The sequence below is a fragment of the Pusillibacter faecalis genome (assembly GCF_018408705.1).
In the GTDB taxonomy this organism is placed as follows: domain Bacteria; phylum Bacillota; class Clostridia; order Oscillospirales; family Oscillospiraceae; genus Oscillibacter; species Oscillibacter faecalis.
Window position 1 is genome coordinate 2611378 of sequence record NZ_AP023420.1, and the last position, 14036, is coordinate 2625413.

At 54.4% G+C, this 14036-nt stretch carries 11 protein-coding genes; 7 read left to right on the plus strand and 4 right to left on the minus strand.

Translation table 11 applies throughout. From position 1 onward, the window contains the following. The first annotated feature begins 24 nt into the window (after positions 1–24). Genes KJS55_RS13100 through KJS55_RS13110 form a run of 3 tightly spaced genes read left to right on the plus strand, consistent with a single transcriptional unit; the run spans position 25 to position 4107 of the window. Positions 25–1296 (plus strand): peptidase, encoded by a 1272-nt coding sequence (locus KJS55_RS13100; RefSeq protein ID WP_187030514.1) that lies wholly within the window; start codon positions 25–27, stop codon positions 1294–1296. Positions 1297–1317: 21 nt separating this feature from the next. Then, positions 1318–2901, plus strand: coding sequence for an L-serine ammonia-lyase, iron-sulfur-dependent, subunit alpha (locus KJS55_RS13105; protein WP_213543477.1), 1584 nt, complete (start codon positions 1318–1320; stop codon positions 2899–2901). Positions 2902–2928: 27 nt separating this feature from the next. Continuing rightward, positions 2929–4107: a M24 family metallopeptidase gene (locus KJS55_RS13110; protein ID WP_187030518.1), complete on the plus strand. Its 1179-nt coding sequence runs from the start codon at positions 2929–2931 to the stop codon at positions 4105–4107. 1438 nt (positions 4108–5545) lie between these two features. Here the strand turns inward: KJS55_RS13110 and KJS55_RS13115 are convergent. The 4 genes from KJS55_RS13115 to KJS55_RS13130 are packed head-to-tail and all read right to left on the minus strand — an operon-like array spanning position 5546 to position 8650. Beyond that, positions 5546–6805, minus strand: coding sequence for a sensor histidine kinase (locus KJS55_RS13115; RefSeq protein ID WP_213543478.1), 1260 nt, complete (start codon positions 6803–6805; stop codon positions 5546–5548). Beyond that, positions 6802–7476 (minus strand): response regulator transcription factor, encoded by a 675-nt coding sequence (locus KJS55_RS13120; protein ID WP_187030522.1) that lies wholly within the window; start codon positions 7474–7476, stop codon positions 6802–6804. Before KJS55_RS13120 ends, KJS55_RS13115 begins: the two co-directional genes overlap by 4 nt. Further along, a complete protein-coding gene (locus KJS55_RS13125) occupies positions 7473–8165 on the minus strand; it encodes a GTP pyrophosphokinase (protein ID WP_228300541.1) in 693 nt (230 codons plus the stop codon). The genes KJS55_RS13120 and KJS55_RS13125 overlap by 4 nt, the downstream gene beginning before the upstream one ends. Continuing rightward, positions 8135–8650, minus strand: a complete 516-nt coding sequence (locus tag KJS55_RS13130; RefSeq protein ID WP_187030524.1) for a hypothetical protein — start codon at positions 8648–8650, stop codon at positions 8135–8137. The genes KJS55_RS13125 and KJS55_RS13130 overlap by 31 nt, the downstream gene beginning before the upstream one ends. 168 nt (positions 8651–8818) lie before the next feature. On the opposite strand from KJS55_RS13130, the gene KJS55_RS13135 reads away from it, so the two are divergent. From KJS55_RS13135 to KJS55_RS13150, 4 genes are read left to right on the plus strand one after another with little or no spacing between them, the layout of a single operon-like run. After that, a complete protein-coding gene (locus tag KJS55_RS13135) occupies positions 8819–9814 on the plus strand; it encodes an ABC transporter ATP-binding protein (RefSeq protein ID WP_213543479.1) in 996 nt (331 codons plus the stop codon). After that, positions 9811–10674 (plus strand): ABC transporter permease, encoded by an 864-nt coding sequence (locus KJS55_RS13140; protein ID WP_213543480.1) that lies wholly within the window; start codon positions 9811–9813, stop codon positions 10672–10674. The genes KJS55_RS13135 and KJS55_RS13140 overlap by 4 nt, the downstream gene beginning before the upstream one ends. Further along, entirely contained in the window at positions 10674–12104 is a 1431-nt protein-coding gene (locus KJS55_RS13145; protein WP_213543481.1) for a GldG family protein, read from the plus strand. Before KJS55_RS13140 ends, KJS55_RS13145 begins: the two co-directional genes overlap by 1 nt. Then, a complete protein-coding gene (locus KJS55_RS13150) occupies positions 12091–13509 on the plus strand; it encodes a DUF4340 domain-containing protein (RefSeq protein ID WP_213543482.1) in 1419 nt (472 codons plus the stop codon). Before KJS55_RS13145 ends, KJS55_RS13150 begins: the two co-directional genes overlap by 14 nt. Positions 13510–14036 lie beyond the last annotated feature (527 nt).

A 14036-nucleotide genomic window follows, 5' to 3' on the forward strand; every position in this document is an offset into this window, starting at 1 on the left:
CTATATCATGAAGGAAAAGGTATCATGAACGGAAAACATATCAAAGAAAAAGTGTATCAACTGCTGGATGAACGAGCTGAAGAATACTTTCGTTACTTAGGCGAGTTTCTTCACCATCCGAGCACCTTGGGCCAGGAGGAGAGTGCCCAGCAATATTATGCAGAGCTGCTCCAGAACTTGGGGCTGGAGGTTGATCTGTGGTATCCGCAGCCACAGGATATGGCGTGCAATCCTTACTTCCTGCCTTGCCGCGACGATTATGCCGGAAGTCCTGACGTTGTCGGTATCTGCAAGGGCTCCGGCGGGGGCCGGTCCCTGCTTCTGAACGGCCATGTGGATGTTGTTCCAGCGGGAAAAAATGACTGGGAGGACAGCCCGTGGAGTGGCCTTCGCAAAACGGGCCGCGTCTACGGCCGCGGCTCCAGTGACATGAAAGGCGGGCTGATTGCCAATTTGATGGCCATGGATGCCATCATAAAATCCGGTATCAAGCTGAAAGGCGATGTTCTTCTGGCAAGCGTCATTGGTGAAGAAACCGGCGGAGCGGGGACTCTGTCTATGCTAAGCCGTGGTTATCGGGCTGATGGTGCAATTGTACCAGAACCCAGTGATCTGAATATCTGTCCAGTTTCCTTGGGCGTCATCTGGTTCCGGATTCGCGTGAAGGGCCTGGCTGCTCATGCCGCCAACGCCTATCTTGGGGTCAATGCGATCAGCAAGGCGACGCTCATCATACAGGCATTGGACACCTGTAACGAAGAGAAGCGGACGCGGGTCCAGCATCCGCTTTACTGCGGAGATAACCACAATCCATTTAACATCAACATGGGACAGATCCACGGAGGTACCATTGCAACCAGCGTTCCGGATGAGGTTGTGATTGAGGGACGAATTGCATTCTCGCCTGACGAAGATGTTGTGGATGCCAAAAAGGTCGTAGAAGATGCGGTGGTGAAGGCTGCAGAACAGGACTCCTGGTTGCGGGAGCATTCGCCAGAGGTGGAGTGGCATAGCTTCTGCCTGAATTCCGGTCAGATTCCCACAGATCATCCCTTGACAACAGCCGTCTGCCATGCATATGAAGAGGTTGCCGGCGAGCCGCCTGTGATTTCCGGAACCCCCTGGGGCACGGACGCCGGCGCCATGATCCGGGTCGGCGGAATTCCCACTGTGGTCTTTGGCCCGGGGCCAAACGCCAAGGCCCACCAGGCAAACGAATACGTGGAGGAGAAAAAACTCCTGCAAGTGGCCAAAGTTATCGCGTCCACCATTTTGGACTGGTGCGAAGTACAATGATCCGCGTAGGAGGTAACAGCCATGAACGCCAGTATTTTCAATGAAGTTCTCGGCCCCATTATGATTGGTCCCTCCAGCTCCCATACCGCCGGCCCAGCACGCATTGGGAAGATGGGATGGCAGCTTTTGGGTGAACCGGTCAAAAAAATAGTTATCCGGTTCGACCCGGCGGGGTCCTTTGCCGCCTGCTATAATTCCCAAGGTTCAGATTTTGGCTTTGTAGGCGGCTTGCTCGGAATTGATCCCTCGGATGACCGCATGCGCAGTGCCCTGGAGATTGCCACCCAGCAGGGCGTGCAGGTCTCTTTTCTGAAAGAACCACTAAAAGAGGTGGTCCACCCCAATCAGGCGGAAATCACCTTGACCGGTGAGCACGGCCGTGTAGTGGAGTTTACAGCCATATCCACTGGCGGAGGTATGTTTGAGGTGGTCTCCTATCAAGGGTTTTCCGTTAGTCTCAAGGGCGACAGCTATGACTTGCTTCTGATCGGTGGCGCAGGTCTTCACGGGGAAGTCCAGGCATGCGTACAGGCGCTGCAGACGTGTGAGCTGACGGAAGGCTCCTCTAAAAGTGGCAAACAAGTTCTGGTACAGCTGAAACTTGATCGAGAGCCACTGCCTGAACTGATCCGGCGTCTACAGGCGTTGCCCACATTGGGGGAACTAGTGGAGCTGGGGCCTGTTCTGCCGGTGGTCAAGCGGCGGGATGCGCAGGTGCCCTTTTGCACAGCGGAAGAAGCTGCTGCCTATGCCGGCGAACATCATCTGCGGCCCTGGGAACTTGCCTGTATTTATGAAGAGGCGATCAGCGGCAAATCTCGTGAGGAGGTTTTTGCCCTAATGGATCATATTTTGGAAATTATGCGTGACTCTGCTGTGCGGGGTGTCGCAGGCGGCTATCCGCAGCGCGGCTTTTTGCCTCCACAGACCTGTAAGGTTGCCCAAAATATGAAGCAGCCCGGAGCCAAGGTGTTTGACATGGGACTTTTGACAAAGGCATCCCTCTGGGCTGCAGCCACTATGGAGTATGATATCTGTATGGGACGCTGTGTGGCCGCGCCGACGGGCGGCTCCTGTGGAGTTCTGCCGGCGGCAATCATTTCCATCGGCGAGGATCTAGGGCTATCCAAAGAGAAAGTCCGCGAGGGAATGCTGGTTGCCGGCTTGGTTGGTGTATTTATTGATCATGGTGCGACCTTTGCTGCTGAGATATGCGGTTGTCAGGCAGAAAATGGGTCTGCCAGTGCTATGGCTGCAGCAGGCCTTGTACAACTCCTGGATGGTAGCGCGGATGAAGCGTTTGCTGCCGGTTCTCTGGCGTTGGAAAATATTCTGGGTCTGATCTGCGACCCTGTCGCGGGTGTTGGCAATATCCCCTGTGTCAGCCGCAACTCCATGGCAACCGTCAATGCTGTGCTGTCAGCGAATCTGGTGCTAAGTGGGTTCGATCCCTATATCCCTTTGGATCAAGCAATCAGCGCTATGGCCAGCGTCGGCAGGCTGATGGCGGAGGAACACCGCTGCACGGGTCGCGGAGGACTATGTACCACAACTGCAGGACAGTGCGCGGAGCAATATTGGCAGCAGTGCTGCGCAAAAACCTGAAATTAATCAGATGAGGAGGAACTAACGATGTTGCCGTTTACCAAAGAAGAGTATCAGGAGAGAGTTCAAAAAGTCAAATCCACTATGGCGGAGAAAGGAATGGATGTGCTGTTCCTGGTCGAGCCTGCCAATATGAACTGGGTGAGTGGTTATGACGCCATGTCCTTTTATGTTCCCCAGGGTGTTGTGGTAAGCCTGGATGAAGAAATGCCGTACTGGATTGGCCGCTTTCAGGATCAATACAGCGCCCATGTCACCACCTGGCTGGATGACGAGCACATTCGTCCCTACGCGGACAAGTATCTGTGGGAACCCAAGGTCGTACATGTGATGGACTTCGTCGCCGACTTTATCAAAGAAAAGCGTTGGCAAGCCAAGACCATCGGCGTGGAAAAAGACGCCCATTACTTTACGGCGCACTGGTTTGAGCGGTTGACGGCGGCGCTCCCGGACGCCAAGTTCACCGATGCGACCAACATGGTGAACTTCCTGCGCGCTGTAAAATCCAAGCAGGAACTGGACTATATGGGAATTGCCGCCCGGATTGTGGAAAAAGCCATGGGGAATGCCATCCATATGATGGAGCCGGGGGTCCGTGAGAACGCGGTGGGCGCACAAATTCTCTACGACCAGGCTATGGGGACCGGGGCATTTGGCGGTGAGTACATCGCGCTGAATCCCATTATTCCCTCCGGAGACCGCACTGCTGCTGCCCATTTGACCTGGAAAACCGAAGGATGCTACGAAAATAATCAGCTCGTATATATTGAAATCGCGGGGTGTTACCGGCGGTACCATGCCCCGCTGGCCAGAACCATTTTCATCGGAGACCCGCCCAAGATTGTCAGCGATACCGCTAAGGTCTGCGTGGAGGGCATCAATGCCGCGATGGAAGCGGCAAAGCCCGGCGTTACCTGTGAGGAGGTAGAGCGGGTTTGGCAGACTACCATCAATAAGTATGGATTGGAAAAGGAATCCAGAATGGGTTATGCGGTTGGAATTGGATATCCCCCTGTCTGGATGGAGAACACCTCCTTGTGTTTCAAGCCCGGAGAAAAAACGGTGCTGCAGCCCAATATGACGTTCCATATGATGCCTGGACTCTGGCTGGAGGGCTATGGTGTGGCAATTACGGAGTGCATTCGGATTACAGATCGCGGTGCGGAGACTATTACGAAGTTCCCCCGGCAGCTATTTGTAAAATAAGGTGTCCGCTTCCGGAAGTTACAGGTATAGCCACTATGACGTAACGCTGCGGACACGGCAGAATCCATAAGCTGATAAAAAGGACTTGCTCAACGCAGAGGGCAAGTCCTTTTTATCAGCTTATGCCAAGCACCTGATATGGACTTACATATTTGATAACTGGAGAAATTTCTTTACAAATAGTTCTACCATCACTTAATCACCAGAATCACATGCCTCCGGATAAGATCTTGGAGGCATTTTTCTGTTTGTGGGGAGGGGAAACGGGGACTTATGAGGAGTCTAAGTTCTATTGTGGTGGATTATAATAAGAATCCGCTATGTCCGTCAGACAAATTCCCGCAAACATCATAAGACCACCATGCAACGAACAAACGGGGTACACGCCTACCATCCTGAACGGAATGATAAACGATATCATCCTCCTCCAGGTTTTACGGTATGTGAAGAGTGTATCTAAAGCGGAAATTTTTGAGGCGGGATACCAAGCACAAATGAGCGAAAAAGCTATCGTCAACAAGGCGCAGAGGACAAACAGAAAGAGAAAAAACAATTTGCAACATATACCCGTTCCCGTTATGGCTGGCAGGACTGCGGATTTATCTGCCTCAGATGAGTCCTCTGGGGATTTACGACTTGTCCTCAGCTGAAGAAGCGGCTACAACACAAGATTTATGAGAATTTTACATGGATCAGATAGCGGAAAAGGCCTATTTGAATTATCCTGTGAATAAGAAAATGATTAGGAGAGGTCGCATGAATTTTCTTGCAGCAGATTTATCGGGCCATCCTCAGATATGCAGACTGCTTAAAGCCGACAGGTGTACGGATGCAGATGTCGGCGTTGCTGTGCCGCCCAACGATAAGTATAAGTAAGGAGGGATGTCACCATGCTTCCCTGTCAACGTTCCTGTAGTGCCTACTGGACCGGCTGCCATAAGACCTGTTCCCGGTGGAAAGATTTCCAGGCAGAGCAGCAGCTTCAACGGGCTGCAAAAAAGCGGTATCTGCAATACCACAGTCTGCGCTGCGCACAGGAGACCAGACAGCTTTTGAGTCTTCAGGCCAGGCGGCCTGCAAGGTAAAATGTACTCTGAGTGTTGGATGCAATATTCTTACTCAGGGCTCCATTGGAACTCAGGAGATTTCCAGCTTCTCTCTGAGTTTGCAACCGCCAAACCTTTTGTAGCCGAGGCAGTGAGGGAAGTGCGGGAGATGGGCTGAGCCAGACGAAATTTGAAGCGTTCCCCCCCAAGGACCGCACGGCTGTCCATCTTTGCTGGAGAGCCCCTCTTCGGCTCACGTTTTCATTTGTTTTGGGACAACGAATCTTCATAGAGAAAGCTGAAAGGAAAAGAAGCATCCGCGGGTTTATCGCGGACAAGTTGACAACAGGCGCGATAGATCCCCCTGGGAAATCTGGATTTCCCAGGGGGATCTATGTGTTGGGGACAAATTCTTCCTTTTTCCGGGCGTAGAGAGGAAGCGTGACGGAAAAGGTGATGATTCCGCCTGCATAGCGGTTTGCAATGTGGCCGTGGTGACGGGTGACGATGGCTCTGGCGGTGGAGAGGCCAATCCCGTAGCCTCCGGTGGCTCGGGTTCGGGAGGAGTCCGCCCGGTAGAACCGGTCAAAATACCGAGGTAACTGAGAGGGGTCCAAGCCGGCGCAGGGGTTGGAGACTATGATGCTGGCCAGCCGTCCCCGGCGGGTTATCGTGAAATCAATTTCTCCACCGGGATCACAGTATTTCACGGCGTTGTCCAGCAGAATGGAGAACAGACGGAATAAGTTGTCCTGTATCCCGCGCATATGCAGGTTTGGCGCGATGGCTGTCCGCAGGGATTTTCCAGCCGCCTCCGCCAAGGGCTGGAAGGAATCTCCGCAGGCCAGAGCAATGTCACTGAGAGAGAAAACTGTGCGGGATGCATCTTGAATGGTCTCCTCCGTGCGGGCCAGCTCCACCAGATTTTTGATGAGGTTATCCAATCGGGAGATCTGGGCCTGAGCGCTGCTCAGCCACTTGCGCTCTCCCGGTGAGGACTCTAGCAGCCCGATGTCCGCTGACAAAATGGCCAATGGTGTTTTCAGTTCATGAGAGGCGTCAGTAACGAACTGCCGCTGACGCTCCAAATTTTCCACAAAGGGGCGGATTGCCTTTTCCGAGAAAATGAGCAAGAGAATGAATACGATCAGTGCGCAGGCCGCGGAGGCCAGAATCGTCATACGGAGCATGTTATAGGCGGATTGAACCTGTAGAAAACAGTCCAGTCCGATAATGGTGGTTCCCTCCTCGTGGTGAAAGATTCCGAAACGGTAGTGCTCTACATAACCCTGGTCGGCGCCGGTTGCCAGAATTTCACTGACACTCTCCACCACCGTCTGCCGGTCCAGAGCGGCAATGTGTTCAATGTCCACAGAGGAGACCTCCTGCTGGCTGGTGAGAGTAACAACAAAGTACCTGGTTTCAAAGGGCGTCTCCATAGTCACCTGGAAGTCCAGGCCCATGGACGGGTCGGTGGCCTCTGGTGAGGGAAATTCTCCACCGTTTTCATAGAGAAGGCTGATGGCCCGGTCTGCCCGCTGAATTACGATATGGCGGATGCCAAAGCCAACGGCGGTACACAGAATCGCCAGCGTCCCCAGCAGAGAGAGCATGGCGATGAATAAAAATTTTCGGCGGAGTGAACGGATCATGCGCCCACCTCCAACAAATAGCCTCGGCCCCGGCAGATGGTGATGGACACATTTGCACCAATGGACTCCAGCTTCCGACGCAGGTAGGAAATATAGGCCCATACCACGTTAATCGCTGACTCGCTATCATAGCCCCAGATGCGCTCCATGAACTGCTCTGTGGAAATGGGGCGTCCTTGCTGACGTAGAAGCAGTTCCAGCATTTGAAACTCCTTGTTGGCCAGCCGGATGGCGGCGCCTCCGCATCTGAGCTCAAAGGTGGTGCAGTCCAGCTCCACATTGCCGGCAGAGAGAATGCTGGGTGAGAATTCTCGTCCGCGCCGGGTCAGAGCCCGTACCCGGGCAATAAACTCCCCGTTGTGGAAGGGTTTTGGCAAATAGTCATCAGCGCCGCTGTTGAGACCAGCGATCCGGTCCTCTACCTGACTTTTGGCCGTCAGCAGAAGAACGGGTGTGGAAATGTTTTTTCTGCGCAGAGCTTCCAGAACTTGGATGCCGTCCAATCCGGGCATCATGATGTCCAGCACTAGGCAGTCATAATTTTCTGCCAGTCCATAGGCCAGCGCATCCGGACCGCTGTACACCGTGTCTACAGAGAAGTGTTCCCGCTCCAAAAGCGCTTGTAAGACCACGGCCATCTCCAGTTCGTCATCAGCCACTAAAACTCTCATTCCAATTCCTCCTCTGGCGATTCAATCAGCTCCCGGATGGCTTGCAGGGATAGGTCTGTGGAGGTGATTTCATCAGCGCATCGCTTCAATTCCTGTACGATCAGCTTTTGACTGGGAACACTGCGCTTGTATTTCAGTTGGTGTTCCATACAGGTCCAACAGTCCATGGCAATGGTACGAAGCTGAACCTCCAGCCAGATGGTAGAGCTGAGCTGCCGCCCCAGGAACCGCAGTGGAAGGGAGAGAATCATATGGTAGCTGCGGTAGCCGTTGGGCTTTGGCTCATGGTTGGAGTCCTTCTGAATCCGGACGCCGGGAATGGCCCGAATCAGGTCTGTAGTTTGATAAATGTTCTGCACGAAAGGGCAGACTAGACGGCTGCCGGCCGCGGCCCACACTGCTTTCAGGGCGCTGTCTGTTGTAATTGGAAGTCCATGCCGCTCCAGCTTTTCCCGTATACTGTCAGCCCGTTTGATCCTGGATTGGAAGGGGGCCATTGGATCTCCCCGCCCAAGGCTGACCTGGCAGCGCTGGATCATATCCGTGCAGGAGAGAAGCTCCTCAATCTCCAAAAGGATCGTACCTTCGCAGAAAAACTTCCGTTCCGCAGCGGAAATCTCCAGAATAGACTGCTCATAAACAAGCTCCCCCTTGCCATTTATTCCTGAGATGTGAGCAGCAATGAGCACTGCAAAAAACCTCCTTCTCTCAGGGTAAAAATCAGATTCACCTCTTTCGTATCAGAGCGCAGGATCACGTATCCAACGCCTTCCTGATCCGTGGAGGCGTCAATCACAGCCCCGGTGGATACATGAACCTCGGTGCGCCCCAATTCCCGTGACTCTGGGTCCATAAGGCACAGCTGTAGCCCTTCCTGCCTGGAAAGGCCTGACAGGTGGATTTGTCCGCCATCAGCAAGGGGATATTCAGCGCTGGCCCCACCAACGGAGATCCGGACGCCCCCCTCAGAGAGAGGAACCCCATTTCCAGAGCAGAAAGCGGCAGTCAGGTCGAAGAAGTTGCTGTTCACCCCAGCGGATGCCTGAAACGACTCTGTGTCAGTATGCCCTGCGGGGGAGGAAGCGGACCACGCTGCCTCACCGGAGAGCCCATATAACAATAAGCAAAAGGAGGCCAGCAGAACGGGTCCTATGATATTCAGGTGAAATTTCATAAAGGTTTGCCTCCAATCCTCTATAATGCTTTCATGGAAGCATTATAGAGGGAGAACCCAAAAACAACCTTAAATTCAGAAAGAGAAAGATGTGAGGGCTGGTTTTAAACTTGCTTTTAAGTCCTGGCGGTACAATGGGGAACACCTGAGAAAAAGGAGGAGTCCCCCTTGATTGAAGTTGAACACCTTACAAAAGTATATGGAACCCACACGGCCGTGTCTGATCTGAACTTCCAGGTGGATAGCGGACGAATTTACGGCTTTCTGGGTCCCAATGGAGCGGGAAAGTCCACCACGATGAACATCATGGCTGGCTGCCTTTCAGCCACAGAAGGCCGTGTACGCATTGATGGCTACGACATTTTTGAGCAGCCGGGCGAGGCAAAGCGGCGCATCGGGTATCTGCCGGAGCAGCCGCCCCTCTACCTCAGTGAGAGTCCCGTGGAGTATCTGCGGTTTGTGGGGGAGGCGAAAGGCGTGCGAGGCGCAAGGCTGGAACGGCAGCTGGAGGCGGTGGTGGATCAGACTGGTCTGGGACCGGTGGCGCACCGCCGGATCTTCGCACTCTCCAAAGGCTACCGGCAGCGGGTGGGAATCGCCCAGGCTCTGCTGGGCGGCCCGGAGGTCATCATCCTAGATGAGCCTACTGTGGGTTTGGACCCCATTCAGATCATCGAAATCCGGGGCCTGATCCGGGAGCTTGGACAGACTCATACCGTGATTTTCAGCTCCCATATCCTCTCTGAGGTGCAAAATCTCTGCGACCAGATTCTGATCATCTCCAAGGGCCGGCTGGTGGCTTTTGACGATCCGGCCAGTCTGGAGCGTCGGCTGCGCAATTCCAAGGAAATTCTGCTGACAACAGAGGGAGCACCGGAATCTGTGGAGGCAATCCTAACCGGCATGGATGAGATTACAGAATGCCAGGTGGAGACGGGGGAAGACGGTCTGCTCTCTGTCCGTATTCAAACGGAGTGCCAAGACCTTTATCAGGTCTCCCGGGAGCTGTTCTTTGCCTTTGCAGAGCGGGGCCGGCCTCTGCTGGAACTGACGCTCAGGAAGGCCACCCTGGAAGACGTTTTTCTGGAGCTGACGGAGCATGAATCTTCGACTATGCCGGTGGAACCAGCCGTCTCAGAGAAAAGCGAGGCGATAGACCCATGATTGCCATTTGGAAACATGAGCTGAGGGGCTATTTCCACTCCCTTACCGCCTACGTGTTCGGCGCCTTTTTGCTGCTGGTGGTGGGCCTTGGAGCCATGCTCTACAACCTGCAGGCGGCGGTAAGCAACTTTGAGTTCGTTCTTAGTTTCAGCAGCCTGGTCTTTGTAGTCATCGTTCCCATCCTGACTATGCGGGTGATTGCCGAGGAGCGGCGGCAGAAGACAGATCAGCTCCTCTACGCCCTGCCTATCACCACAGCCCAGGTGATCCTGGGCAAGTACCTGGCCCTTCTAGCGGTATATCTTGCCCCTTTGGGAATCATCAGCTTCTATCCTCTGATCTTCGCTCAATTTGGTGAGGTGTATCTTCCCACCGCATACGGCTCCATTCTGGCCTTCTTCCTGCTGGGGGCGGCGCTGATGGCACTGGGGGTCTTTCTCTCCTCCCTCACCGACAACCAGGGGTTCGCGGCAGGCATCAGCGTGGCGGTGATTCTCTTCAACTATTACAGCGTCAGCTTGGCGGAGTATACCTCCTCCACCGCCTTTGGCTCCCTGGCGGCACTGGTGGTGCTGGCGGTGCTGCTGGGGCTTCTGGTCCGCTGCCTGACCAGGAACGAGACGGCGGCCTACGGCACCGCGTTGGTCCTGATTGCCGCGCTGACAGTGGCTTACTTTGTGAACCAGTCCTGGTTTGAAGGGCTGCTGCCCGCCATCATGAAAAAGCTCTCCCTGTTCGAACAGTTCCAATCCTTTGTCAATGGCGTGTTTGATCTGACGGCCGTGGTGTACTATCTCAGCGTGACAGTCTTTTTCCTGCTGCTCGCAGTGCAGTCCTTGGAGAAACGGAGGTACAACTGATGAAACATGCGCATATCCCGGGTGCCTCCGGCGCTGCCGGAAAAAATGCCTTTCGGGGAGGCACCTATTCCCTGGCCGTCGCCGCAGTAGTACTGGCCATTCTCATCGCGGTTAATGTCTTTGTCAGCGCTCTGCCCGCCGCCAGGACCCAATATGACATGAGTGCCACCAAGCTTTACTCCGTCACCAGCAATACGAAAGTAGTGGTCAATGCCCTGGAGGAGAATGTGACCCTCTACTGGGTGGTACAGTCCGGTGAGGAGGACGCTGTGGTGGAAAATCTCCTGAGCAAGTACGAGAGCCTCTCCGGTCACATCCAGGTGGTAAAGAAAAACCCCGACGTCTACCCCACCTTTGCCCAGCAGTACACAGATGAGGAGGTGCCCAACAACAGCATCATCGTGGAGTGCGGGGACCGCAGCCGCTTTATCAGCTATCATGATATCTATATCCAGGACATGTATGCCTCCTCCTTTGACGGAGAGGGAGCCATCACCTCAGCCATTGACTATGTGGTTCGAGAGGAACTGCCTCAGGTGTACCTGCTGGAGGGTCACGGTGAGGCAGCGTTTCCCGATACTTTCCGGGACCAGATCGAAAAGGACAATCTGGAGACACAAACGCTGTCCCTGCTGACTGCAGATGCAGTGCCGGAGGATGCGGCCTGCCTGATGGTTTACGCACCGTCCAGCGATCTTTCGGAGACAGAGGCGGAGATGCTCTCCGACTATGTTGCCGGCGGCGGGAAGCTGCTGGTTATTGCTGGCCCCACGGAGAGCGGAACATTGGAGAACCTGTATGGACTTCTCAACGATTATGGTGTGGAGAGCGTTGACGGCATCGTGGTGGAGGAGGACCGGGAGCACTACGCCTTCCAGATGCCGTATGTTCTTCTGCCGGATATGGCAGCTAGTCCTGTCACCGATCCCTTGATGGAGGGCAGCTACTATCCCATCCTCCCGATCTCTCAGGGCCTGACGGTCTCAGGTGGGAACAGCCGGGGAACGGTGAGTGCGCTTCTTACCACCTCGGAATCCTCTTTCAGCAAGGCGGCGGGCTATGAGCTGGCCACCTATGAAAAGGAGGAGGGGGACACGGACGGCCCCTTTGCCGTGGCGCTCTCCATAGAGGACAGCGGAGGCGGCGAGATCATCTGGTTTGCCTCCTCCGTGTTTCTGGAGGACCTGTACAACGCCTATTCCTCCGGGGCCAATGTGAATCTGGCCATGAATGCCCTTTCCTCTCTGGTGGGCGAAAGTGAGGCGATGGCCATCCGCAGCAAGTCCCTGGACTACAACTACCTCACCATCAGCGAGTCTACCTCCTCGCTGCTGAAAACCGTGATGATCGGCGTCTGCCCCCTGGCCTATCTGGGAATGGGGGTTGCTGTGATCCTGGTAAGAAGGAGGAATCAAAATGTACCGTGTTAAACGGCTCTACATCCTGGCAGGAGTCCTGGCGCTGACCTGTGCCGCAGCCGTGTGGGCTCTCCACCAGGAGGAGCGCCAGGAACAGATTGCATCCAGCGGGGAGACCGTCTTGGAAATTGATCCGGACACGGTCCGCTCCCTCTCCTGGGAATACGACGGAGAAACCCTGTCTTTCCATCGGGATGGACCTTGGATTTACGACAGCGACGAGGCATTCCCAGTCAGTGGGGACAGCATGCAGGAACTGCTGGAGACATTCCGCTCGTTCCGTGCAGCCTTTGTCATCACGCAGCCGGAGGATTTGAGCCAATACGGGCTGGACAACCCGGTATGCACCATTGAGATGACCACGGAGGACCAGACCTATGTGATCCAGCTGGGGGATTACAGCACCATGGACCAACAGCGGTATGTCTCCACCGGGGACGGAAAGGTTTATCTGGCGGTTGCAGACCCACTGGACACTTTTGCCGCAGAGCTCAGCGATTTCATTGAGCATGATGAGACTCCCAACTGGAACCAGGTGACCCGGTTGACCGTTTCTGGCAGCGTGGAGGAGAGCCTCTTCTATCAAAAAGACAACTCCTCCTCATATAGCGCCATAGATGTCTATTTCACCCAGCGGGGAGGAGAGATTCTTCCCCTGGACACAGACCGTGTGGAAAGCTATCTGGACGCGCTTAAGTATCTGGGGCTCACCGATTATGTGACCTACCACGCCACCGATCAGGAACTCTCGGCCTATGGCCTGGACAATCCGGAATTAACCATCACGGCGGAGTATACCTGCGAAAATGAAACGGGTGAGGCCGCATCGGGTACCTTTGTCCTCCACATCAGCCGGGACCCGCAGGAACGGGAGGCAGCCAAGACCGCGGAGAAACCGGAGGATGATTTGTCGGAGATCACTGCCTATGCCAGGGTAGGGGATTCTCAGATTGTATATCAGATCAGCGGAGAGGAATACGAGACCCTAATGGCTGCCTCCTATAATGATCTCCGGCACACCCAGGTATTCTGGGCGGACTTTGATGGGGTCTCTCAGCTGGATATCGCTCTGGATGGCTTGGACTACACCATCACCTCAAAGGGCGACGGTGAGGACCGGCTTTGGTTCTATGGAGATGAAGAGCTAGATATCACAAATCTACAGCGTGCGCTGGAAGGGGTGACAGCGGTGGAATTCACCGACGAAGCCGCCAAATCGCGGCAGGAGATCGAACTTACAGTCCATTTGGACAGCAAAGCCTTCCCGCAAGTTCAGATGCAATTCTACCGGTATGACGGCGCCAGCTGTCTGGCCGTGGTGGATGGAGAGCCGGTGTCCCTAGTGGCTCGCTCTGCAGTGGTGGATCTGATGGAGGCTGTCCGCGCGATTGTTCTGAATGAAACAGAGGTCACTTAAGAGGAATGCATCCGGAATTGCGTTTCCAAAGCGAGGTCTTATGTGGAGAATGCTGATCGCGGGAATGTAGATATGCCAGTGTGCGGGCGCTCTGGGCAACAGATCGTCTGCGCGGCGGAAAAAATGCGATTGTTAGAGTGGCCGCTGGTCCTATCATGGATGGAAAGTGGAATAGAGATGTCCCCAAGAACGACATGGTAAAACAGAACTGAGGTTCACTTTGCTTGTGGGTTTCACCCATTCCAAACATGGCTTGTGGATGGAGAAAACGACCGCGGAGCGGCAACTTCATCCCGGTGAGCAGCGCTATCCCCAATATACAAATCTGCGGCCTTATGCAGTAGATTGGACGATGAAAAGCGCCCTATGTTGATTGCAACATAGGGCGCTTGATTATTGGGAGACGGCAAAGGGGCAGAGAGCAAACAAGCGGGAAAGCTGGTCAAAGAGAGGACGACCACGCCTAAATCTATATTCTATTTCCAACAAGAGAAATCGACAAGATTCGACAGCTTTCACAAAGCGAA

What these genes read in the sequence shown, in the direction of transcription:
- KJS55_RS13100 (WP_187030514.1), top strand. Translation starts at nt 25, where the DNA reads ATGAACGGAAAACATATCAAAGAAAAAGTGTATCAACTGCTGGATGAA.
- KJS55_RS13105 (WP_213543477.1), top strand. Translation starts at nt 1,318, where the DNA reads ATGAACGCCAGTATTTTCAATGAAGTTCTCGGCCCCATTATGATTGGT.
- KJS55_RS13110 (WP_187030518.1), top strand. Translation starts at nt 2,929, where the DNA reads ATGTTGCCGTTTACCAAAGAAGAGTATCAGGAGAGAGTTCAAAAAGTC.
- KJS55_RS13115 (WP_213543478.1), bottom strand. Translation starts at nt 6,805, where the DNA reads ATGATCCGTTCACTCCGCCGAAAATTTTTATTCATCGCCATGCTCTCT.
- KJS55_RS13120 (WP_187030522.1), bottom strand. Translation starts at nt 7,476, where the DNA reads ATGAGAGTTTTAGTGGCTGATGACGAACTGGAGATGGCCGTGGTCTTA.
- KJS55_RS13130 (WP_187030524.1), bottom strand. Translation starts at nt 8,650, where the DNA reads ATGAAATTTCACCTGAATATCATAGGACCCGTTCTGCTGGCCTCCTTT.
- KJS55_RS13140 (WP_213543480.1), top strand. Translation starts at nt 9,811, where the DNA reads ATGATTGCCATTTGGAAACATGAGCTGAGGGGCTATTTCCACTCCCTT.
- KJS55_RS13145 (WP_213543481.1), top strand. Translation starts at nt 10,674, where the DNA reads ATGAAACATGCGCATATCCCGGGTGCCTCCGGCGCTGCCGGAAAAAAT.
- KJS55_RS13150 (WP_213543482.1), top strand. Translation starts at nt 12,091, where the DNA reads ATGTACCGTGTTAAACGGCTCTACATCCTGGCAGGAGTCCTGGCGCTG.